Origin of the sequence: Bacillus cereus group sp. RP37 (assembly GCF_040459695.1) — a bacterium.
Taxonomy (GTDB): Bacteria; Bacillota; Bacilli; order Bacillales; family Bacillaceae_G; genus Bacillus_A.
In genome coordinates, this window is the sequence record NZ_JARVHP010000001.1 from 342,096 (window position 1) to 365,312 (window position 23,217).

The window sequence follows — 23,217 nt, forward strand, 5'->3', positions numbered from 1 at the left end:
TCAATATTGATATTAAACTTATTATAGAAACTCTCTTATAATGTAAGTAGAAAGAACATGCATGTTCCAATACGATTATTGGGGTGGTACAAAGTGGAACAAACACTTGTTATACAAAAGAAAAAGGGCTTTGGATTTTCGCAAGGAATTGGGATTACATTATTAATCGCAATTGTCGCGAAATATTTAGCAGAGCTTCCATTTTTAAATATTATGGGACAATTAGTAATTGCTATTCTAATTGGGATGGTTTGGCGAGCAGCTATCGGAGTTCCGCAAGAAGCGATAGCTGGAACGAATTTCGCGAGTAAGAAGTTGCTTCGCTTTGGGATCATCTTACTTGGAATGCGGTTAAATCTTGTTGATATTGCGAAGGCGGGACCGAAAGTATTGGTCATCGCAGCGGTTGTTATTACATTTACGATTTTCGTTGTATATGGACTAACGAAAGTATTTAAAGTAGAAAAGAAACTTGGAATTTTAACAGCATGCGGAACGGCAATTTGCGGGGCGGCTGCGGTCGTGGCAATTGCACCGCAAGTGAAAGCGAAGGATGAAGAAACGGCAGTTGGAGCAGCAATTATTGCAATTTTAGGTACGATATTTACACTTATTTATACGCTATTATACCCAGTGCTCGGCTTTTCTCCGTACGGTTACGGTGTATTCTCAGGGGCGACGCTTCATGAAATCGCTCATGTCATCGCAGCTGCGGCGCCAGGGGGAAGCGCGGCTGTAGACATCGCAGTTATCGTGAAATTAACGCGCGTTGCAATGCTTGTACCAGTAGCGATTTTAATCGGATTATGGTTTGGTAAGAGCGAGGGAAGCGAAGAAAAAAGATCGTGGCGTGACCTTCCAATTCCTTGGTTCATCTTCGGATTTTTAGCGATGAGTGCAGTGCATTCACTTGGAATTATTCCAGAAGTTGTCGCGGGCTATATTGTGGTCATTGCTTATATGTTAATCGCAATGGCGATGGCAGGGCTCGGCTTAAATGTAGAGTTTAAAACGTTCCGTAAATTAGGAAGTAAAGCATTCGTCGCGGGGCTAATCGGCTCGGTTTGCTTATCGGTTCTTGGATACGTTCTTGTCTGGGGATTAGGATTTATGTAGTAGGATGAAAAAGCTGTTCCCAAAGGTATTTGGGGACAGCTTTTTCTTATGATTATAGCGCTACGGATGTCGATATATTAAAAAATCGCTGATATAAATTGAATTACTTTTGTACTTTGTTAGAGTAGATGTTCAGTGAAACGTTTTTCTAAAATTTGTAAAGATATCTTTACTTATAACTGGAAAATATTTATAATCCAAGTAAAGATATCTTTACTTTTGAAGGTGGAGCCTATGGGTGTAAAAAATAAAATTAAAGAATTAAGAAAGCAACATCATATAACACAAGTGGAAATGGCAAAGGCGATGCAGGTGACACGGCAGACAATCGTGGCGATTGAAAACCATCATTACAACCCGAGTCTAGAGTTATCCCTAAAAATCGCCAAATATTTTGGAGTGAAGGTGGAGGAAATCTTTACGCTGGAGTAAGGGGAGAGAAAATGAACAATGCTAGAAAGTTGTATATCGGTGCGTTTTTTGGATTGTTTTTGGGAGACATTATAGTTCATATTATGAATCCGGCTATACCAATTTTACCGCTCGTAGTGAGTAACGTTTTAGCAATTGTATTTTTGACAGTGTATGTGTATTACAAAAATCGTAAGTACAGAAAAGAAGAACTTCCCGATATAGATGAGCGAGTAAATGAAAATATAAAAAAGCATGTAAATGTCTCATTTGTATTCGCATTTCTGTTTCTTATTGTTTATATTGTTGCGAGTAAAGCAATAGGCGGGGCTGTTATACCTGTGCAAGAGATATTGATAATATGTAGTTCCTTATTTGCAGGTAGTCTCATCATAGGAGTTATGGTAGGGAAACGAGCATAGCGATAGGAGGAATGAAAAAATGCAGGATGAGTTTGAGAGATTCCAGTCAGATAAAGCGTTTAAATATGTAGGATTATTTTTTACGATTAGTTTAGCGATATGGGGTTTATATAATTTAATTGTTGATGGAAATGCTGGTATGCCGTTTGTTTTATTTGTACTAGGGCAGTGGGTGTATTTTCTTGTGAACTATTGGCCGAAGTGGAGATATAGAAATAGTAAAGAGGCTGATCGTGTATGAGTTTGGCATCGCCTGAGTAAGGCATAAATAGAAAAGGGGAACTGGGATGGGATTACCGGTGTTATGTGTCGCTACAGCTATATTTGCGCTTCTTTGGGGAATGCAAAATTTTTCTCGTAATCCAGTGCCAAGTATTTGTATTATGATTGGTACTGTAGGTTTATCGTATTATTTATTACTATCAGCCCATTATCATAAAACAGCAACGAGCGTTGTTGTTGGAGCACTTATTTTATTTTGTGGTCGTGCTGTACAAAAGGGGTTATTTCCATAAAAGCTGTTTATACAAAGAGTATAAACAGCTTTTTGTATTTTTTTTACAAAACACTTGAAAGTTACGTAACGTCATCTTTTATAATGAAGGGGAAGAGGTGATGGTAGTGATTTCAATACAGCAATTGACGAGAGAAACAGGGGTTACGGTACGTACATTACGTTATTATGATCAAATAGATTTATTAAAGCCAAGTGGGAAAACAGAGGGTGGACATCGGTTATATAGTGAAACTGATGTCATTCGTTTGCAACAAATTTTATTTTTAAAAGAAATGGGATTTTCATTAAAAGAAACTGCGAATATGTTAGTAAAAGGTGAGCTGAATTTAAAGGATTCTCTTGAAAAACAACTTCGATTTGTACAGGAAGAACAAAAGAAGTTCAATCGAATGGAGCGTGTTTTACAAGCGGTTGTTTATTCGGTAGATGTAGAGGGAGAACTTGATTGGAAAGTTATGTTTGAACTTATTCAGCTTTCAAAACAGTCTCCTCGTATACGTGAAATATTTCAAAATGAAGTATTTTCAAAGGAAGAACAAAAATTGCTTCATAACTTACCAAAGATGAGTGAAGAAGATCCGAATGTTTTAGAATGGGTAGATTTATTAAAGCAATTACGTCATTTTATGAAAGATGGTAAGGAAGCAGGGAGTGATGAGGTACAAGAGGCAACGAAGAAATTAATGCAGAAGTGTCTAGAAATGGCCAATGGTGACGAAGCCTTTTTAGATAAGTTATGGGAAGTTAGAAAATCGAAGGAAGATTCACAGAAAATGAGCATGTATCCAATTGAAGAAGAACTTTTAGTATATATGGATGAGGCTTTTCGTATTTATGATGAAAGGGAGAAGGATAAATGAGTATACTCGCAGAATATCGTTGGTATTTTTTAATTGGGGCGGAAATTGTATTTTGGTTATCAGCTATCGGTTTCTTTTTACTCCGTTACGGATTCCGTTTGAAAAAGGCGAGTTTTATTATGGGGATTGTACTCCTCGTAAATGAAGTGTTTATTTTAACTTTAGGAGTAGTGGACTATTATCAAACAGGAAAGTTCTCTAACTTTCAAATTATTACTGTAATTATTTTATTGTATGCAGTCTTTTACGGGAAAAAGGATTTGAAGAAGCTTGATATATTTGCGCAAAAGTTAGTTGCGAAATGGCGGAATGAACCGGCGCCTATTATGGAAGAACAGGTAGAATTAACAGGTATGGCCTATGCGAAGCAGGAAGTGAAAAATTTGGTAGTACATCTTGTTTTATTCGTTGCTGTTCATATATTCTTTTTCTTCGCGTACGGATTGATTCCATTTGAACAATGGGGCAATTGGTTAGAGTCAGGAATTGTTTTAAATAAAGCTGCAAGTCGCGTGAGCCAAGTGTGGGCGATTATATTTTTAGTTGATACAGCGATTTCATTTTCATATGTTCTTTTCCCGAAGAAGGCGAAAGGAAAAGAGAAGCTACTTTCATAGAAGGAAGTAGCTTTTTGGGTATACAAATCGTTGTTATAGGAGAGGATGACAATAGGAAAAAGAACCGGTTTTATATGTCTATTTCTCTGTAGTTTAGTAGCATGCTCACAATCTAACAGTACAATTGATAAGAAGAATGATGTCATTGTGAAGGGAGCAAGAACTTCCAATCTAGATAAATTGGAGCAGTTCGTTTTGAATGTGGAACAAGGGAAAGTTGATAAAATAAGGATTGTACATTACACACATGAAGGGGATCCAGTTTTTCAAACGTTAGAGCATAGTGAGAACGATATACTTTATGTGTCAGATAATAGAAAAGACCAATTTGCTGGTGAGGATAACGGGTTACATAAAGATAGCTGTAAAAGGATTGTTAAAGAGCAACGTGAATCACAAACGGCTTATAGGTTAATAGACTGTGCGAATGAAAATGGGCGCAATGGATATGATTTATTATATGTACCTAAAAAATAGAGTTAGTAGAGGAAGGAAGATTTGACTCCTTCCTTTTTCTATGTATATATTGTCGAAAATTTTACCGAATATCTGTTCGTTTTTTTAGGTTTTTTATGGGCATTCGTGGTAAAATAATAATACAGATTTTTTATGAGGAGGTCGGATTTTACTTGGAACATCAATTTGAAATTATCTCAGCGTATTCCCCGCAAGGTGATCAGCCGGTAGCTATAGAGAAGCTTGTAGAGGGAATTAATAGTGGAAAGAAAAAGCAAGTGTTGCTTGGAGCGACAGGAACGGGTAAGACATTTACGATTTCAAATGTCATTAAAGAAGTGCAGAAGCCAACACTTGTCATGGCTCATAATAAAACGTTAGCGGGACAGTTATATAGTGAGTTGAAAGACTTTTTCCCGAATAATGCAGTTGAATATTTTGTTAGTTATTACGATTATTATCAGCCAGAAGCGTATGTGCCGCAAACAGATACGTTTATTGAAAAAGACGCGCAGATTAATGATGAAATCGATAAATTGCGTCACTCAGCAACGTCTTCATTATTTGAACGGGATGATGTGATTATTGTTGCGAGTGTTTCGTGTATATATGGTTTAGGTTCTCCAGAAGAATACCGCGAGTTAGTTGTTTCACTTCGAGTTGGTATGGAAAAGGACCGTAATCAATTGCTTCGTGAACTTGTTGATGTGCAGTATGGACGTAATGATATTGATTTCAAGCGTGGTACATTCCGTGTGCGCGGAGATGTAGTTGAAATCTTCCCAGCATCACTTGACGAGCATTGTATTCGAATTGAATTTTTCGGCGATGAAATTGATCGTATTCGCGAAGTAAATGCGTTAACAGGTGAAGTATTAGCAGAACGTGATCATGTAGCAATCTTCCCAGCATCTCACTTCGTTACACGTGAAGAAAAGATGAAGGTCGCTATTGAAAATATCGAAAAAGAATTAGAAGAGCGTTTAAAGGAATTAAATGATAATGGCAAGTTGTTAGAAGCGCAGCGTATAGAGCAACGTACACGTTATGATTTAGAAATGATGCGCGAGATGGGCTTTTGTTCAGGGATTGAAAACTATTCCCGCCATTTAACGCTTCGACCAGCAGGTGCAACGCCGTATACGTTATTAGACTATTTCCCGGAAGATTTCTTAATCGTTATGGATGAGTCGCACGTATCAGTACCGCAAGTAAGAGCGATGTATAACGGAGACCAAGCACGTAAGCAAGTGCTTGTGGATCATGGATTCCGTCTGCCATCAGCTTTAGATAATAGACCGCTTATGTTTGATGAGTTTGAAGAGAAAACGAATCAAGTTATTTACGTTTCGGCAACGCCAGGACCGTATGAGTTAGAGCAGTCGCCAGAAGTAATAGAACAAATTATTCGTCCAACAGGGCTTTTAGATCCACCAATTGATATACGACCAATTGAAGGGCAAATTGACGATTTATTAGGAGAGATTCAAGATCGCATTGCGAAAAATGAACGTGTATTAATTACGACTTTAACGAAGAAGATGTCAGAGGATTTAACGGACTACTTAAAAGATGTAGGAATTAAAGTGAACTATCTTCACTCTGAAATTAAAACGTTAGAACGTATTGAAATTATCCGTGATCTTCGCCTTGGTAAGTTTGATGTACTCGTTGGTATTAACTTATTACGAGAAGGGTTAGATATTCCAGAAGTATCACTTGTAGCTATTTTAGATGCTGATAAAGAAGGTTTCTTGCGTTCAGAGCGTTCGTTAATTCAAACAATCGGTCGTGCGGCGCGTAATGAAAATGGCCGCGTTATTATGTACGCAGATCGTATAACGAGATCAATGGGAATTGCGATTGAAGAAACGCAGCGTCGTCGTACTATACAAGAAGCTTACAATAAAGAGCATGGTATTACGCCGAAAACGATTCAAAAAGGCGTGCGTGATGTAATCCGGGCAACGACAGCTGCTGAAGAGCCAGAAACATATGAAGCAGCGCCAGCTAAGAAGATGACGAAAAAAGAGCGTGAAAAGACAATTACGAAGATGGAAGCAGAGATGAAAGAGGCAGCAAAAGCGTTAGATTTCGAGCGTGCAGCTGAATTAAGAGATTTACTATTAGAATTAAAAGCGGAAGGGTGAAAAGAGTGAGCGTGAGTAAGGATTTTATTGTTGTAAAAGGTGCTAGAGCACATAACTTAAAAAATATTGATGTAACCATTCCGAGAAATCAGCTTGTTGTTGTAACGGGATTGTCTGGTTCAGGGAAGTCATCATTAGCGTTTGATACGATTTACGCAGAAGGGCAGCGCAGATACGTAGAATCGTTATCTGCGTATGCGCGCCAGTTTTTAGGACAAATGGATAAGCCAGATGTAGATACGATTGAAGGATTGTCACCAGCGATTTCAATCGATCAAAAAACGACGAGTCGTAATCCTCGTTCAACAGTTGGAACGGTCACAGAGATTTATGATTATTTACGTTTATTATTTGCGCGAATTGGTACGCCGATTTGTCCGAATCATGGCATTGAAATTACATCACAAACAGTAGAGCAAATGGTAGACCGTGTACTTGAATATCCTGAACGTACGAAATTACAAGTGTTAGCTCCTATCGTTTCTGGGCGTAAAGGTGCGCACGTGAAAGTGCTTGAAGATATTAAGAAGCAAGGGTATGTTCGTGTACGTGTTGATGGTGAAATGCTTGATGTATCTGAAGATATTGCGTTAGATAAAAATAAGAAGCATTCTATCGAAGTTGTAATTGACCGTATTGTTGTAAAAGAAGGGATTGCAAGCCGTCTTGCGGATTCTCTTGAAAGTGCATTAAAGCTTGGCGGGGGACGAGTGTTAATCGATGTAATGGGAGAAGAGGAACTTCTGTTTAGTGAACATCATGCTTGTCCGCATTGTGGTTTTTCAATCGGAGAATTAGAGCCGCGTATGTTCTCATTCAACAGTCCATTTGGGGCATGTCCTTCTTGTGATGGACTTGGTTCAAAGTTAGAGGTAGATTTAGAACTTGTTATCCCGAACTGGGATTTATCATTAAATGAACATGCGATTGCGCCTTGGGAACCGACAAGTTCACAATACTATCCACAACTTTTACAATCTGTATGTAATCATTACGGCGTTGATATGGATATGCCTGTGAAAGATATATCGAAAGATTTATTTGATAAAGTGTTGTACGGAAGCGGAGAGGAGAAGGTTTATTTCCGCTATGTAAATGAATTTGGTCAAGTAAAGGAAAATGAGATTTTATTTGAAGGTGTTATTCCAAATATCGAACGTCGTTATCGTGAAACGAGTTCTGATTATATTCGTGAGCAAATGGAGAAATATATGGCAGAGCAAGCTTGTCCGAAGTGTAAAGGTGGACGCTTAAAGCCTGAGAGTTTAGCTGTTTTCGTTGGTGATAAAACGATTGCTGACGTAACGAAGTATTCTGTTCAAGAAGTACAGGAATTCTTCTCAAATGTGGAGCTAACGGAGAAACAACAAAAAATTGCTCATTTAATTTTAAGAGAAATTCAGGAGCGCGTTGGATTCTTAGTAAACGTCGGTTTAGACTATTTAACGTTAAGTCGTGCTGCAGGAACTTTATCAGGTGGTGAGGCACAGCGTATTCGTTTAGCGACACAAATCGGTTCTCGTCTGACTGGCGTACTTTACATTCTTGATGAGCCTTCTATCGGTTTGCATCAGCGCGATAACGATCGTCTTATTCGCACATTGCAAGAAATGCGCGATTTAGGAAATACGTTAATTGTCGTTGAACATGATGAAGATACGATGATGGCTGCTGATTATTTACTTGATATCGGACCTGGTGCTGGTATTCACGGTGGTCAAGTTGTATCAGCGGGGACGCCAGCTGAAGTGATGCAAGATGAAAATTCATTAACAGGGAAGTATTTAAGCGGTAAAGAGTTTATTCCGGTTCCACTTGAAAGACGTAAGGGTGACGGACGTAAAGTGGAAATCATCGGTGCAAAAGAGAATAACTTAAAGAATGCCAAGATGTCATTCCCGCTTGGTACGTTTGTAGCGGTAACTGGTGTATCTGGTTCTGGTAAAAGTACGATGATTAATGAAGTATTATATAAATCATTAGCGCAAAAGTTATATAAAGCGAAAGCGAAACCAGGTACGCATAAAGAGATTAAAGGTCTTGAGCATTTAGATAAAGTAATCGATATTGATCAATCGCCAATCGGTCGTACACCACGTTCTAATCCAGCTACGTATACAGGTGTATTCGATGATATTCGTGATGTGTTTGCACAAACGAATGAAGCGAAAGTGCGCGGATATCAAAAAGGACGTTTCAGCTTTAATGTAAAAGGTGGACGTTGTGAAGCGTGCCGCGGTGATGGGATTATTAAAATCGAAATGCACTTCTTACCAGACGTATACGTTCCGTGTGAAGTTTGTCATGGTAAACGATACAATCGTGAAACGTTAGAAGTGAAGTATAAAGATAAGAACATTTCTGAAGTGTTAGGGATGACAATTGAGGACGGGGTAGAATTCTTCGCTAATATCCCGAAAATTAAGCGTAAACTCCAAACGCTTGTAGACGTTGGGCTTGGTTATATGAAATTAGGGCAACCAGCTACGACGTTATCTGGAGGAGAAGCACAGCGCGTGAAACTAGCTTCTGAATTACACCGTCGTTCTACAGGACGTACGCTATACATTTTAGATGAGCCAACTACTGGTTTACATGCGCATGATATCGCACGTCTTCTAGAAGTGTTGCAGCGCCTTGTTGAGAGTGGTGAAACAGTACTTGTGATTGAACATAATTTAGATGTAATTAAAACAGCTGATTATATCGTTGACCTTGGACCAGAGGGCGGGGACAAAGGTGGACAAATCGTTGCATCCGGAACGCCAGAACAAGTAGTAAAAGAAGAGCGCTCATATACAGGTAAGTATTTAAAAGATATTTTAGTTCGTGATAAAGCGAGAATGAAAGAGAAAATAAAAGAAGTAGAGTTATCACAATAAGTGTATGAATAAAAACCGAGTGGAAATGACACTCGGTTTTTATTTCGTAGGGGGGAGAAGATGGAGTTCTTAGAAGGATTAAAGAAGAACATGAAGGTAAGAGAGTTTCAAAAGTGGGGTGTATATTTTCGCAAGCGCTGGGAGGATCATTTTGCAAATCATTTAAGCGATGAGGAGAAAGAAGACATTTTCCTTTACGGAGATAAGTATGCATGTGGTTATCTATGGCACATATTTAGTTATGAGAAAAAGAAGTGTTTAGAGGGTAAAGAAGCAGAGAACGCGTTTCATAATGAAGTGAAAAAGGATTGTTATGTATTCTATCAACATTGTGACGACGTACTGCTAATAAAGGATTCGAGCTTATTGCATATAGATGATATATTAAGGGAGACGGACGATGCGTATAAAGGTGATATTTATATTGTAGATAAAGAGTTCACTTGGACCTTTGTGAAAACGCATGAGCATGGATGGTATGGCCCTTATTTCACAAAGAAATGTTAGTAGGTATACAAGCATGAAGAGTAGAATAGGTTGATATAAGTGTTTGCATGATACTTGCGTTTATTAGCTATTAGCGTATGATGAAATATATATGTCAAAAGGATGTGTAAGAAAATGAGATGGATTGTATCACTTCTTGTAAATAGCGTTGTGTTAATCGCTGTATCGGGACTTTTAAAAGGGATTGCACCAGACGCGTTTTACGTAGCAAATATACAAACTGCAATTATTGCGAGTATTATCTTGGCTGTTTTAAATGTATTCGTAAAACCGTTTTTAATTTTAATTACGTTACCAATTACTGTTGTAACTTTCGGGTTCTTCTTAATTGTTATTAATGCGATTACGTTAAAAATAGCAGATTCATTATTAGGAGATGCATTTAATATATCAGGGTTTGGTGTAGCGATCGTTGCAGCAATTTGTATTTCAATTTTTAATATGATTATTGAAAAGGCAATTGTGGAACCGCTATATGAAAAAAAGAGAAAATGACAAAAAGAAAAACATTTCATTGTTTGTATGAAATGTTTTTTTCTATTTATTAGAAACCGTATTTCTTGTTTCCAGAAAAAAATGGTACAATATCCGGTAGAATGGAATTTTACATCAAATGAGACTGAACCCGCAGCGGAGTGGAGGTTTATACATATGCCGAAAGTAAGGACAAAAGATTTAATTGAACAATTTCAATTGGAGTTAATAAGTGGTGAAGAAGGAATTCATCGTCCGATTGATACAAGTGATTTATCACGACCTGGAATTGAAATGGCAGGATTTTTTACTTATTATCCAGCTGATCGTGTGCAGCTTCTTGGAAAGACGGAGCTTACGTTCTTTGATACGTTAACAACAGAGCAAAAACAAGAGAGAATGAAAGCGCTTTGTACCGAGGAGACACCATGTATTATTATAACTCGTAATCAAGATGTACCAGATGAGTTATTACAAGCATCACGTGAATCAGGCATGCCTTTATTACGTTCTTCTCAAACGACAACGAGATTATCAAGTCGTTTAACCAATTATTTAGAAGGTAAGTTAGCACCAACAACTGCTGTTCATGGTGTATTAGTAGATATTTACGGTGTTGGTGTTTTAATTACAGGTCAAAGTGGTGTTGGTAAAAGTGAGACAGCTCTTGAACTTGTGAAGCGTGGTCACCGCCTTGTTGCGGATGATAGTGTAGAAATTCGCCAAGAAGATGAAGACACATTAGTAGGAAGCTCACCAGATTTAATTGAGCATTTATTAGAAATTCGTGGTCTAGGTATCATTAACGTGATGACGTTATTCGGTGCAGGGGCAGTGCGAAATTATAAGCGTATTACGCTTGTTATTAATCTTGAAATTTGGGATCAAAAGAAAAATTATGATCGCTTAGGTCTTGATGAAGAGAAGATGAAAATTATTGATACAGAACTTACGAAGATTACACTTCCAGTTCGTCCTGGTCGAAACTTGGCTGTTATTATTGAAGTAGCAGCGATGAACTTCCGTTTAAAACGTATGGGAGTCAATGCAGCACAGCAGTTCTCAGAACGATTAATGAGTGCGATTGAGTTAGGGAATCAGGAGTAAACTTTGGAGAGGGAGGTCATACATATGCTGTTAGGTTCTGTACCACAGCTTGACCGCGTAGCCATCCAACTTGGGCCGTTCCCTGTGTATTGGTATGGGGTTATTATCGGTACAGGTGTGCTATTAGGTCTTTGGCTAGCAACTCGTGAGGGAGAAAGGCTAGGTATTCCAAAAGATACATTCGTTGACCTTGTATTAATTGCAGTACCGATCGCTATTCTATTTGCGAGAATGTACTATGTTATTTTTGAATGGGAATATTACGCGCAAAACCCGAGTCAAATTATTAATATTCGTCAAGGTGGCTTGGCGATTCATGGTGGTTTAATCGGGGCTGTTATTACAGGGATTCTATTTGCGAAACGACGCGGGGTTTCATTCTGGAAGTTGGCTGATATTGCTGCGCCGAGTATTTTACTAGGACAAGCAATTGGCCGATGGGGAAACTTTATGAACCAAGAGGCACATGGTGATGAAGTAACGAGACAGTTTTTAGAAGGTCTTCATTTACCGGATTTCATTATTAATCAAATGTACATTGAGGGTGTGTACTATCATCCGACGTTTTTATATGAATCATTATGGAATTTTGCAGGTGTCATTTTATTACTTGCATTACGAAAAGTGAACTTACGACGCGGGGAATTATTCTTCACGTATTTAATTTGGTATTCAGTAGGGCGCTTCTTCGTAGAAGGTTTACGTACAGATAGTTTAATGTTAGGACCACTTCGTATCGCACAAGTAATGTCAATTGGACTTGTTGTTATTTCTATTATTTTCATTATTGTGAGACGAAAAATGGGGCAAGCTGATAAAAGATATTCGGAAAATTAGAGAAAAGTAGCATCTTATTACAAGATGCTGCTTCTTTCATATTCAGGAAAGAGAAGGGACTAAGGCAATGAGAATAAATACAGTGTTATTTGATTTAGATGGAACTTTAATTAATACAAACGAACTTATTATTTCTTCTTTTTTACATACGTTACATACATATTATCCAAGTCAATATAAGCGTGAAGATGTATTGCCATTTATCGGCCCTTCTTTACATGATACTTTCAGCAAGATTGATGCAAACAAGGTTGAAGAGATGATTACATGTTATCGTCAATTTAACCATGATCATCACGATGAATTAGTGGAAGAATATGAAACTGTATATGAAACAGTTCAAGAGTTGAAGAAGCAAGGCTATAAAGTTGGTATTGTTACAACGAAAGCGAGACAAACCGTTGAGATGGGATTAAAGTTGTCAAAGCTTGATGAATTTTTTGATGTTGTTGTGACAATTGATGATGTAGAGCATGTGAAACCACATCCAGAGCCACTTCAAAAAGCGCTTGAGTTATTGGATGCGAAACCGGAAGAAGCATTGATGGTTGGGGATAATCATCATGATGTTGTCGGCGGACAAAATGCGGGCACGAAAACAGCTGCGGTTTCATGGACGTTGAAAGGTAGAGCGTATTTAGAGGCTTACAAGCCGGACTTTATGTTAGATAAAATGAGTGATTTACTACCGATTTTGTCTGATATGAACCGTTCATAAAGGTCCAAGCAAGTTAGTAGGGGTGTGTTTCTCTACTAACTTACAGTTTCACTTTTTAGTAGAGGGGCGAGCTAAGTGCGACGGACAACGCGCTATCCTGTTTCAGGAGAAAATTCATTATGGAATGTGTATAAAACAGTGTCTTTTTGGAAGGTAATGAAGAACTTTATTATTATCCAAATTGCGCGCTATACGCCATTTTTATCCGTCAAGAATTGGTTGTACCGCACGTTTTTACGGATGAAAGTCGGAAAGAAAACATCATTTGCGCTTATGGTAATGCCGGACATTATGTTCCCAGAAAAGATAACTGTGGGAGAAAATTCGATTATCGGCTATAATACAACGCTTTTAGCACATGAATATTTAATTCGCGAATATCGACTTGGAGAGATCGTCATAGGAAATGAAGTGATGATTGGAGCAAATACAACTATATTACCAGGTGTGGAAATTGGGGATGCTGCGATTGTTTCAGCTGGCACACTTGTTCATAGAGATGTACCAAGCGGCGCTTTCGTGGGTGGAAATCCAATGCGTGTTATTTATACAAAAGAAGAGATGATTGCTAGAGAAGGTTGATGCTAAAAATGTAACATTTCTCTTCTTTTTTAATGAATAAAAAGGAAATAATTGAGTACAATATACTGTTTTGTTTTTTACGGAATCGTTTATACTTATAGATAGAAGAATGTGTGAACGAAGAAAACAAAAAACTGGAGGATATATGGGGAAAAATCAAAGAATGTATAAGGAGAACGGACAAGTTATCTCTTTTAATCAATTAGCGGACTTCTTTTATAAAAAAGGGATGAGGGCTTACAAAGGGCAAAAATTGCAAGATGCAATTAAATATTTTCGAAGAGCGGCACAAAGTGAGAAGGAGCCGTTTATTTTATGCCAATTAGCAACAGTATTGTCTGAGTCTGGTGAATACCAAGAGTCGAATCAAATATTCTTAAGGCTAGTTAGAACTAACCCTGATCTTGAACAATGCTATTATTTTATTGCAAATAACTATGCATATATGGGTCTATTTCAGCAGGCGAAAAAGTATGCGGAGCGCTATTTAGAAGTTGCAGAAGAGAAGGAATTCGTAGAGGATACATTAGAATTACTTGAAATTATGGAAGAAGAAGCGATGGGTGCAGAAGAGATTGAGGATGAAGATGATTTAATTGTTATGCAGGAAGAAGCGAATCGTTATATTCGTAATGGACAATTGGAAGAAGCAATTACTACATTAGAAATTGTTACGAAAGATTATCCGGAATTTTGGTCGGGGCATAATAATTTAGCCATTGCGCATTTTCAATCTGGTAATGTAGATAAGGCACTAAAGTTAACGGAAATGATTTTAGAGAAAAATCCTGGTAACATACATGCGCTTTGTAATACGCTTATTTTTCTATATTCAATTGGAGAGCATAAACAAGTAGAAGCGTTAGCTGCTCAGTTAGTTGCAGTATATCCAATTTCATTTGAACATCGTTTGAAACTTGGAACGACCCTTGCGACAATTGGTCATTTCGAGCATGCATATAAATGGTTCAAAGTATTAAAGCGTCAAGGATACGAAGGAGACGTTAGTTTTTATTATTGGTTTGCATATTCTGCATATATGGTGAAAGAGCAGCAAGTAGCTGAAAAAATGTGGCAACATGTTGTAGAATTACACCCTGATAAAAAGGGAAAAGAACCATGGAATGCGCTGAATTTAGCAGATGAAGAGCAAAACGTTTTATTTGAAGAATTACGAAAGTCATTTCAGCAAAGTGCGACGCTTGAGGAACAAATGCTAGCTTTATATTTAATGAATGAATTATCAACGCCAGAGAAGGTTGGATTCTTCTTTGATGTAACGCAGGCGAAGAATGGTGTTCCAATCGTATCGCAACTTGCAAAGTATTTCTTTTTACTGAATAGCCATAAGAGCATTCCAGCTGATTTACAGCAATTTGAACAGTGCGCGCGAATCGCGGATGCCTTATACAATTATACGAAAAAAGATGATGAATTAATCGAAGAGTGTTTACAATTTTGGTTTTGTACGTTCATACGTTTATATACATCCGGAGCAGTTTTTACAAATGTATACGGCTGGTCAGCTGCGGTTGAATACATTGTGCGCGGCGAACAAGGAAATAAGATGACACAGTCGGAGCTTGGAGATGTATATAATGTATCTGTAGCGACTGTTCGAAAGTATGTGCAGGCTGTTAAGCGTACGCACACATAAGGTAAGCAAATCATTGGGAAAAAAATGATGCTAACAGTATAATGAGGGTAACTTAATTGTGTAGGAATGAATAGGAGTGAATAGTGTGTCAGAAGAAAAAATTTATGATGTCATTATTATTGGTGCAGGACCAGCTGGTATGACAGCTGCAGTATATACATCTCGTGCAAACTTAAGCACATTAATGCTTGAGCGTGGTATTCCGGGTGGCCAAATGGCAAATACAGAAGATGTAGAAAACTACCCAGGTTATGAGTCTATTTTAGGACCAGACTTATCAAATAAAATGTTCGAGCATGCGAAGAAATTTGGTGCTGAATATGCATACGGTGATGTGAAAGCAGTCATTGATGGTAAAGAATACAAAACAATTATTGCTGGCAAAAAAGAATATAAAGCACGTGCAATTATCGTTGCGAGCGGTGCAGAGTATAAAAAAATCGGTGTACCAGGTGAAACAGAACTTGGCGGACGCGGTGTATCATATTGTGCAGTATGTGATGGGGCATTCTTTAAAGGAAAAGAACTTGTAGTTATTGGCGGCGGAGATTCTGCTGTTGAAGAGGGTGTGTTCTTAACACGCTTCGCATCAAAAGTAACAATCGTTCACCGTCGTGACACGCTTCGTGCACAGAAAATTTTACAAGATCGTGCTTTCCAAAACGAGAAAGTAGATTTCATTTGGAATCACACGATAAAAGAAATTAACGATGCAAATGGTAAAGTGGGAAGCGTAACACTTGTAGACGTAAACAGTGGAGAAGAGAAAGAAGTCAAAACTGATGGTGTGTTCATATACATCGGTATGTTACCATTATCAAAACCATTTGTTGAATTAGGTATTACAAATGAAAATGGTTACCTTGAAACGAACGAGCGTATGGAAACGAAAGTTCCTGGTATTTTCGCAGCTGGTGATGTTCGCGAAAAAATGCTTCGTCAAATTGTAACTGCAACAGGTGACGGTAGTATTGCAGCGCAAAGCGCACAACATTACGTAGAAGAGTTATTAGAAGAACTAAAAACTGTATCAGAAAAATAAGGGATACTATACCTTTTGAGAAGAAAGCTACATATAGGAGCTTTCTTCTTTTTTTGTGTGAAAATGTCAAAGTTTTGTCAAAAAATATTGGGATTATAAGCTTTCTTATTGATATACTGGACTTTACGGAAAAAATCACTATAAGAAATGAGGAATTTATTCAGTATGGAATGGCGTAATATATATCGTGGATTTTGTATGGGCGTTAGTGATTTAATTCCTGGTGTGAGCGGCGGTACAATCGCTGTTGTGTTAGGGATTTATGAACAATTGCTTGCGGCAATTAGTGGGTTCTTTAGTCGTGAATGGAAAAAACATTTAGGATTTTTAATTCCCCTTGCAGCTGGTGTGGCAGCAGCGTTTTTAACGTTAAGTCACGTTATTAAATATTTACTTGCAAATCATTATGAACCGACTCAATTTTTCTTCCTCGGTTTAATTATTAGTATATTACCGATGTTAATGAGGGAAGCTGATGCGAAGGCATCGTTTAAAGGTAAGCATATTGTTTTATTAATAGTTGCAGCAATTCTTGTGGCGATCACAGCTTTCTTTAAACCAGATAAGGCAGCAGATCCAATTACGACGTTAACAATTTTAAATGCAATTGGTTTATTTTTCGCAGGATGGATGGCTAGTATGGCTATGTTGCTTCCTGGAATTAGCGGATCATTTATTTTATTAATTATTGGTGTGTATCCGACAGCAATTAATGCTTTAACTACACTGAACTTACCTTTAATCGTAGTTATCGGTGCTGGTGTTATGGTAGGATTTGTTGTAAGTAGTAAAGGAATTAGTTTCTTATTAGATCGTTATAAAAGTATGACATTTGCGGCAATTATTGGACTTGTTATCGGTTCGATTGTAATTGTGTTCCCTGGTATTCCAACTGGAGGATTTTCAATTATAAGTTCAATTATTACCTTTATTTTAGGATTTGCGATTGTTACTTATTTCGGTAAGAAATAAGAGCTTTAATCCCCTTGGCGATAAAAATCGTGAAGGGGATTTTTTATGCTATTCATTGAAAGTCTAGGGATTTACATTGCTTGTTATAGAAAGTTTTTAAAAATTGTTGAGTAGCAGTGCTTAGCGAAAGAGGACTGGCTCCTTCGTTGTAGCAAACTGTTTTTGATAGTATAATGAAATGAGTATGCGGTGAGAAATTTGCCGCAAGTAGCTGAGGTGAAGAAACATGCAAAGAGTGACAAACTGTGTGTTAATTAGAGATAATGAAGTACTCTTACTCCAAAAACCTCGTCGGAATTGGTGGGTTGCACCAGGCGGGAAAATGGAGCGTGGTGAGACAGTAAGAGATTCCGTTGTTCGCGAATATCGTGAAGAAACAGGTATTTATTTAAAGAACCCAGCGTTAAAGGGGGTCTTCACCTTTGTCATCCAAGAAGGTGATAAAGTTGTTTCTGAATGGATGATGTTCTCCTTTTTAGCGACAGATTTTGCAGGAGAAAACAAACTAGAGAGCGAAGAAGGCATCATTGGTTGGCATACATTTGATAAAATTGATGATTTAGCAATGGCACCAGGAGATTATCACATTATTGATTATTTAATTAAAGGAAATGGCATAATCTACGGTACATTTGTATATACCCCAGATTTTGAGTTGCTTTCATATCGATTAGATCCGAGTTAAACCGGCAAGGAGAGGATACGATGACAGAGAATAATGATATAAAAATGGTAATTATTACAGGAATGTCTGGAGCTGGAAAGACAGTAGCTTTACAAAGTTTTGAAGATTTAGGATATTTCTGTGTTGATAATTTACCACCGATGTTATTGCCAAAGTTTATTGAGCTTATGGCGGATTCAAAAGGGAAAATGAATAAAGTGGCACTTGGCGTTGATTTACGTGGCCGAGAGTTTTTCGAACATTTATGGGGAGCACTTGATGATTTATCAGAACGTACATGGATTATTCCTCATATTTTATTCTTAGATGCGAAAGATAGCACGCTTGTAACTCGTTATAAAGAAACGAGACGTTCGCATCCACTGGCGCCAACTGGTTTACCGTTAAAGGGAATCGAAATGGAGCGTGGCTTATTAACTGATATGAAGGCACGAGCAAATATTGTGCTGGATACATCGGATTTAAAACCGAAAGAATTACGTGAAAAGATTGTTCATCTGTTTTCAACTGAAACTGAGCAAGCATTTCGTGTAAATGTTATGTCATTTGGATTTAAGTACGGTATTCCAATTGATGCAGATTTAGTATTTGATGTTCGTTTTTTACCAAATCCATATTACATTCCACATATGAAGCCATTAACAGGACTAGATGAAGAAGTTTCATCGTATGTACTGAAATTTAATGAGACGCATAAGTTTTTAGAAAAATTGACGGACCTTATCACTTTTATGCTGCCTCATTATAAAAGAGAGGGCAAGAGTCAACTTGTAATTGCAATTGGATGTACAGGTGGACAGCATCGTTCTGTTACGCTTACAGAATACCTTGGGAAACATTTGAAACCAGAGTATAGTGTTCATGTATCTCATCGTGATGTGGAGAAGAGAAAGGGCCATTAAGGGATGAAAAAAGAGAGAAAACCTAAAATTGTTATCATGGGAGGCGGTACTGGACTCTCTGTTTTATTACGAGGATTAAAACAATATCCTGTGGATATTACAGCAGTTGTTACAATCGCTGATGATGGCGGCAGTTCAGGTAGATTACGTGATGAGCTAGAAATTCCACCCCCAGGTGACATTCGTAACGTACTTGTTGCGTTATCAGATGTAGAACCGCTGGTGGAAGCTTTATTTCAGCATCGTTTCACAACGGGAGACGGACTGAAAGGTCATGCGTTAGGAAATTTATTATTGGCGGGTATGACCTCGATTACAGGAGACTTCTTCCATGCGATTACAGAAACGAGTAAAGTGTTAAATGTTAGAGGACGTGTATTGCCGGCAGCGAACCAAAGTGCAGTACTGCATGCAGTACTAGAAGATGGAGAAATTGTAACAGGTGAATCAAAGATTCCTTATTTCGGAAAGAAGATTAACCGTGTCTTTTTAACTCCAGAAGATGTAGAGCCGTTACATGAAACGTTGGCTGAGATTAAACGAGCTGATTTACTTGTTTTCGGTCCAGGAAGTTTGTATACGAGTATATTACCGAATTTAGTTGTTAACAAAATCGGGGACGCTGTTCTTGCTGCAAAAGCGAAGAAGGTATATGTATGTAATGTTATGACGCAAGCTGGTGAAACGATGGGATATACTGCGTTTGACCATGTGCAGGCGTTACATGATCATTTAGGTAAACCATTTATCGATACTGCAATTGTAAATAACCGTGATATTCCTTGTGAATTACGTCAGTTATATGAAGAAGAAATGTCGGCGCCAGTTGTAGTAGATGAAGAACGTTTTACCGAAAACAATATTGATGTCATTCAAGATCAATTAGCGAAGTATGATGATCGTGTTGTAAGACACGATACATTAAAGTTAGCTTCTATTTTATATTCACTGTTGTAGATGTGCGTTGCCTCGTTTGAGGTAACGCTCATCCTTTCATATAGGACAAGATTTTTGTTCCACAATAATCGTATAAGGAGGTGTTGACTGTGTCATTTGCATCAGAAACAAAGAAAGAGTTGACGAATCTTGAGATGAAGGAATGCTGTGAGAAAGCAGAATTATCAGCGTTACTTCGAATGAACGGATCGCTTTCTTTTTCAAACCGTCGTCTATCTATCGATATTCAAACGGAAAATGCGGCAATTGCAAGAAGGATTTATACGCTTTTGAAAAAAGGATATGACGTGACGGTAGAATTACTTGTTCGTAAAAAAATGCGATTGAAGAAAAATAATGTATATATCGTACGGCTTGTTGAGAAGTCTCGCGAAATATTAGCTGATCTTCATATCGTTCGAGACGACTTTTCATTTATTCGAAATATATCACAAGAATTGATTGAGAAGAAATGTTGTAAACGATCGTATTTACGCGGTGCATTTTTAGCAGGTGGTTCAGTAAATAACCCAGAAACATCATCTTATCATTTAGAAATCTTTTCGTTATATAAGGAACATAATGATGCTATATGTGAACTGATGAACGGATTTGATTTAAATAGTAAGACATTGGAAAGAAGAAAAGGGTACATTACGTATTTGAAAGAAGCGGAAAAGATTACAGAGTTTTTAAATATTATAGGTGCTCACAATGCACTTTTAAGATTTGAAGACATTCGAATCGTTCGCGATATGCGTAATTCAGTAAATCGTTTAGTGAATTGCGAAACAGCCAATTTAAATAAAACAATTGGTGCAGCGTTAAGGCAAATTGAAAACATCCGTTATATTGATGAGACGGTTGGTCTTGATATATTGCCAGATAAACTACGAGAAATTGCGCAACTACGAAGAGATTATCAAGATGTAACATTGAAAGAGTTAGGTGAGATGGTATCCGGGGGGAAAATTAGTAAATCGGGTATTAATCACCGCTTGCGTAAAATCGATGATATTGCAGAGAAGTTACGCGCGGGGGAAACGGTAGCAAAAAAATAAGAGGTTAAAGGGGAAATGGAGCTGTGGTTCAAAAACGAGTTCAGGTTTCATTAAAAAACGGTTTACAAGCACGTCCGGCTGCGTTGTTTGTACAAGAGGCCAATCGCTTTCATGCGGATATTTTCATCGAGAAAGATGGAAAGACAGTAAATGCAAAGAGCATAATGGGGATTATGAGCTTAGCAATTGGAACTGGTAGCATGATAACAATTACAACAGAAGGTTCAGATGCAGAAGAGGCTTTAGAGGCATTAGCTGCATATGTACAGTAAAAAGCTATCGCGCATGTGCGATAGCTTTTTTGTTTTGCTATTTGTTGGGTGGGGGGTATGTAGGGCGCTTCTGCTTGTCGAGGATTGTCGGTAGATCGATATGTTGTGTCGAACCGTTGATATAATTTGAGTTGTGTTCGATATAATTGGAAAATCGTTGATATATTCAGGGAGATACTAGATGGGGTATGTTCGCGCGGAGGCCTAGCCATAAAAAAAGCGCCCTGTAATAGGGCGCTTCTGCTTTAAGTTGTATCTAGCGCCAGTGGCTAACTCTTCGTGTCTAAGAACCTTAGCCAGTCAGAGCTGAACGAGCCGCTTCCGCTTTTAGTTATTAACGATTTGTAAAGATCTTATCGATTAAACCGTATTCTAAAGCTTTTTCTGCTGTCATGAAGTTGTCGCGGTCTGTGTCGCGTTGTAGTACTTCAATTGGTTGGCCTGTGCGGTCAGCAAGAATTTGGTTTAGTTTTTCACGTAAGAATAGGATACGTTTAGCAGCGATTTCGATTTCAGTCGCTTGACCTTGTGCTCCGCCAAGTGGTTGGTGAATCATTACTTCACTGTTTGGAAGTGCATAACGTTTTCCTTTTTCACCTGCTGCAAGTAAGAATGCACCCATAGATGCAGCCATACCGATACAGATTGTTGATACTTGTGGCTTAATAAACTGCATTGTATCATAGATTGCCATACCTGCTGTGATAGAACCACCAGGGCTGTTGATGTAGATGTGAATATCTTTTTCTGGATCTTGAGATTCCAAGAATAAAAGCTGGGAAACGATTGAGTTAGCTACGTTGTCATCAATTGCACTACCAAGCATAATGATGCGGTCTTTTAATAGTCGAGAGTAAATATCGTAAGCGCGTTCTCCACGATTTGTTTGTTCAATTACTGTAGGAATTAAATTCATCTGTTATTTCCTCCTTCTAAAGCTTTCTTAGTCTTATAATACAATTATGGTCAATAAAGGTCAAACGAAACCACTTTAAATCAAAAAAATATGTAGTTGTACCATGAAATATTCGCTATGTTTTTGAAATTCCCTGCTTATGTATCTTCAACATCATAACCGAATTACATAAATTTAAACGTTATAAAAACTGGAGAAAAAAGAAAAGAACGCCTTTTTACTGAAGCGTTCTTTCGATATTTATTCTTTTAAAAGATAGGTTACTTTATTTAAAATCTTTTCGATTTGTTTCGCGTTTTTACTATACATTTCGCTTGCTGATTTCGACTTTGTTTCTAGGGAGAATAGTTCAAGATCAGCATGACATTTTTTTAAAGATGCCAATAATAAAGGTTTGTTTTGAGGAGAAGGCATTTGCAGCTTGTCATTATAAATGTCGATAGTAAGTTGTCCATATGAGTCAACTTGGCCGAGAAAGACATTTTCGATGACAACACCGAGTTTTTCTAGTTCAGAATGTAACCAAGCGCGGTTATGTCCACTAGAGGAAAGGGGTTCATCTAGTACATTTCCATCCATAATAACAGTTTGCGGTTCTTTTTCATTTGGTACTTTTAAACCGATGTCTTTTGCTGTAAGTGGCTGAGAATCTTTCTTTAATAATACATTTAATTCTCCGCTCGGTTCTAAGACAGCAAATTCGACTTCAGCTACGCTGAACGCACTTTTTCCTCGCAGTAGTTCAAGTAATTCGTCACTTGTATATTTTTCTTTCTTTAAGTTATCTTCGAGTACCTTTCCATCTTTTATTAATACGGTAGATTTTCCTTCAAAAAAATCTCGAGCTGTTTTGTTCTTTAAAGAGAGGATTCCTGTGAGAAAAGGTACCGCAGCGAAAATGAGTATCGCAAAGACGCCGTGGAAAAATTTTGAATCGAGCCCTGTAGATACTTGGGCAGCGATGTCACCGATTGTCATTCCGGCTATGTATTCAAAAAAGGAGAGCTGAGAGATTTGTCTTTTCCCTAACCATTTCGTAATAGCGAATAAAATAATTAATATGAATACAGAGCGAAGAATGACAAGTGTCCATTCCGGCAGGTGAGACATAGTCATTT

General features: G+C 37.8%; 26 protein-coding genes. 24 read left to right on the forward strand and 2 right to left on the reverse strand.

Annotated elements, in window-relative coordinates; all coding sequences use genetic code 11:
• Window positions 1–93: 93 nt before the first annotated feature.
• The 24 genes from QCI44_RS01635 to QCI44_RS01750 all read left to right on the forward strand — a co-directional run bounded on the left by QCI44_RS01635 (window position 94) and on the right by QCI44_RS01750 (window position 21,183).
• On the forward strand, window positions 94–1,116 hold the full coding sequence (locus QCI44_RS01635; RefSeq protein ID WP_016085583.1) for a YeiH family protein: 1,023 nt from the start codon (window positions 94–96) through the stop codon (window positions 1,114–1,116).
• A gap of 234 nt (window positions 1,117–1,350) precedes the next feature.
• Window positions 1,351–1,548, forward strand: coding sequence for a helix-turn-helix transcriptional regulator (locus tag QCI44_RS01640; protein WP_000538359.1), 198 nt, complete (start codon window positions 1,351–1,353; stop codon window positions 1,546–1,548).
• 11 nt (window positions 1,549–1,559) lie between these two features.
• Window positions 1,560–1,949, forward strand: coding sequence for a hypothetical protein (locus tag QCI44_RS01645; protein ID WP_088084573.1), 390 nt, complete (start codon window positions 1,560–1,562; stop codon window positions 1,947–1,949).
• 19 nt (window positions 1,950–1,968) lie between these two features.
• The gene (locus tag QCI44_RS01650; RefSeq protein ID WP_016136014.1) at window positions 1,969–2,190 is read left to right on the forward strand and encodes a hypothetical protein; all 222 of its coding nucleotides are present in this window, start codon (window positions 1,969–1,971) and stop codon (window positions 2,188–2,190) included.
• 46 nt (window positions 2,191–2,236) lie between these two features.
• Complete coding sequence (locus QCI44_RS01655) at window positions 2,237–2,464, forward strand: hypothetical protein (RefSeq protein WP_016085586.1); 228 nt, start codon at window positions 2,237–2,239, stop codon at window positions 2,462–2,464.
• A 100-nt stretch (window positions 2,465–2,564) separates the two neighbouring features.
• Entirely contained in the window at window positions 2,565–3,326 is a 762-nt protein-coding gene (locus tag QCI44_RS01660) for a MerR family transcriptional regulator (protein WP_353810984.1), read from the forward strand.
• Window positions 3,323–3,943, forward strand: coding sequence for a hypothetical protein (locus tag QCI44_RS01665; RefSeq protein WP_353810985.1), 621 nt, complete (start codon window positions 3,323–3,325; stop codon window positions 3,941–3,943). The genes QCI44_RS01660 and QCI44_RS01665 overlap by 4 nt, the downstream gene beginning before the upstream one ends.
• Window positions 3,944–3,988: 45 nt before the next feature.
• A complete protein-coding gene (locus QCI44_RS01670; protein ID WP_016085589.1) occupies window positions 3,989–4,420 on the forward strand; it encodes a DUF4362 domain-containing protein in 432 nt (143 codons plus the stop codon).
• A gap of 152 nt (window positions 4,421–4,572) precedes the next feature.
• Window positions 4,573–6,549: an excinuclease ABC subunit B gene (gene uvrB, locus QCI44_RS01675; protein ID WP_016085590.1), complete on the forward strand. Its 1,977-nt coding sequence runs from the start codon at window positions 4,573–4,575 to the stop codon at window positions 6,547–6,549.
• 11 nt (window positions 6,550–6,560) lie between these two features.
• A complete protein-coding gene (gene uvrA, locus QCI44_RS01680; protein WP_353811518.1) occupies window positions 6,561–9,431 on the forward strand; it encodes an excinuclease ABC subunit UvrA in 2,871 nt (956 codons plus the stop codon).
• Window positions 9,432–9,491: 60 nt separating this feature from the next.
• The gene (locus QCI44_RS01685) at window positions 9,492–9,938 is read left to right on the forward strand and encodes a DUF4275 family protein (RefSeq protein WP_088084570.1); all 447 of its coding nucleotides are present in this window, start codon (window positions 9,492–9,494) and stop codon (window positions 9,936–9,938) included.
• A 114-nt stretch (window positions 9,939–10,052) separates the two neighbouring features.
• A complete protein-coding gene (locus QCI44_RS01690) occupies window positions 10,053–10,433 on the forward strand; it encodes a phage holin family protein (RefSeq protein ID WP_001267308.1) in 381 nt (126 codons plus the stop codon).
• Window positions 10,434–10,589: 156 nt separating this feature from the next.
• Window positions 10,590–11,519, forward strand: coding sequence for an HPr(Ser) kinase/phosphatase (hprK, locus tag QCI44_RS01695; RefSeq protein ID WP_001127251.1), 930 nt, complete (start codon window positions 10,590–10,592; stop codon window positions 11,517–11,519).
• A gap of 24 nt (window positions 11,520–11,543) precedes the next feature.
• On the forward strand, window positions 11,544–12,356 hold the full coding sequence (lgt, locus tag QCI44_RS01700; protein ID WP_088084569.1) for a prolipoprotein diacylglyceryl transferase: 813 nt from the start codon (window positions 11,544–11,546) through the stop codon (window positions 12,354–12,356).
• Window positions 12,357–12,423: 67 nt separating this feature from the next.
• On the forward strand, window positions 12,424–13,074 hold the full coding sequence (gene ppaX, locus QCI44_RS01705; RefSeq protein WP_016085594.1) for a pyrophosphatase PpaX: 651 nt from the start codon (window positions 12,424–12,426) through the stop codon (window positions 13,072–13,074).
• A gap of 75 nt (window positions 13,075–13,149) precedes the next feature.
• Window positions 13,150–13,656 (forward strand): acyltransferase, encoded by a 507-nt coding sequence (locus QCI44_RS01710; protein ID WP_016085595.1) that lies wholly within the window; start codon window positions 13,150–13,152, stop codon window positions 13,654–13,656.
• Between the two features lie 145 nt (window positions 13,657–13,801).
• Window positions 13,802–15,313, forward strand: coding sequence for a tetratricopeptide repeat protein (locus QCI44_RS01715; RefSeq protein ID WP_016085596.1), 1,512 nt, complete (start codon window positions 13,802–13,804; stop codon window positions 15,311–15,313).
• Between the two features lie 85 nt (window positions 15,314–15,398).
• A complete protein-coding gene (gene trxB, locus QCI44_RS01720) occupies window positions 15,399–16,355 on the forward strand; it encodes a thioredoxin-disulfide reductase (RefSeq protein WP_001288065.1) in 957 nt (318 codons plus the stop codon).
• 165 nt (window positions 16,356–16,520) lie between these two features.
• Complete coding sequence (locus QCI44_RS01725) at window positions 16,521–17,327, forward strand: DUF368 domain-containing protein (RefSeq protein ID WP_016085597.1); 807 nt, start codon at window positions 16,521–16,523, stop codon at window positions 17,325–17,327.
• A 226-nt stretch (window positions 17,328–17,553) separates the two neighbouring features.
• On the forward strand, window positions 17,554–18,012 hold the full coding sequence (locus QCI44_RS01730) for an NUDIX hydrolase (protein WP_001190080.1): 459 nt from the start codon (window positions 17,554–17,556) through the stop codon (window positions 18,010–18,012).
• A 20-nt stretch (window positions 18,013–18,032) separates the two neighbouring features.
• Window positions 18,033–18,914: an RNase adapter RapZ gene (gene rapZ, locus QCI44_RS01735; RefSeq protein WP_016085598.1), complete on the forward strand. Its 882-nt coding sequence runs from the start codon at window positions 18,033–18,035 to the stop codon at window positions 18,912–18,914.
• Between the two features lie 3 nt (window positions 18,915–18,917).
• Window positions 18,918–19,871, forward strand: coding sequence for a gluconeogenesis factor YvcK family protein (locus QCI44_RS01740; protein ID WP_016136006.1), 954 nt, complete (start codon window positions 18,918–18,920; stop codon window positions 19,869–19,871).
• 89 nt (window positions 19,872–19,960) lie between these two features.
• A complete protein-coding gene (whiA, locus tag QCI44_RS01745; protein ID WP_000006561.1) occupies window positions 19,961–20,911 on the forward strand; it encodes a DNA-binding protein WhiA in 951 nt (316 codons plus the stop codon).
• Window positions 20,912–20,934: 23 nt separating this feature from the next.
• Window positions 20,935–21,183, forward strand: coding sequence for an HPr family phosphocarrier protein (locus tag QCI44_RS01750; RefSeq protein WP_000250307.1), 249 nt, complete (start codon window positions 20,935–20,937; stop codon window positions 21,181–21,183).
• Window positions 21,184–21,517: 334 nt separating this feature from the next.
• On the opposite strand, the gene clpP is transcribed toward QCI44_RS01750, so the two are convergent.
• The gene (clpP, locus tag QCI44_RS01755) at window positions 21,518–22,099 is read right to left on the reverse strand and encodes an ATP-dependent Clp endopeptidase proteolytic subunit ClpP (RefSeq protein WP_001049161.1); all 582 of its coding nucleotides are present in this window, start codon (window positions 22,097–22,099) and stop codon (window positions 21,518–21,520) included.
• 240 nt (window positions 22,100–22,339) lie between these two features.
• A complete protein-coding gene (locus QCI44_RS01760; protein WP_016085601.1) occupies window positions 22,340–23,209 on the reverse strand; it encodes a DUF421 domain-containing protein in 870 nt (289 codons plus the stop codon).
• Window positions 23,210–23,217 lie beyond the last annotated feature (8 nt).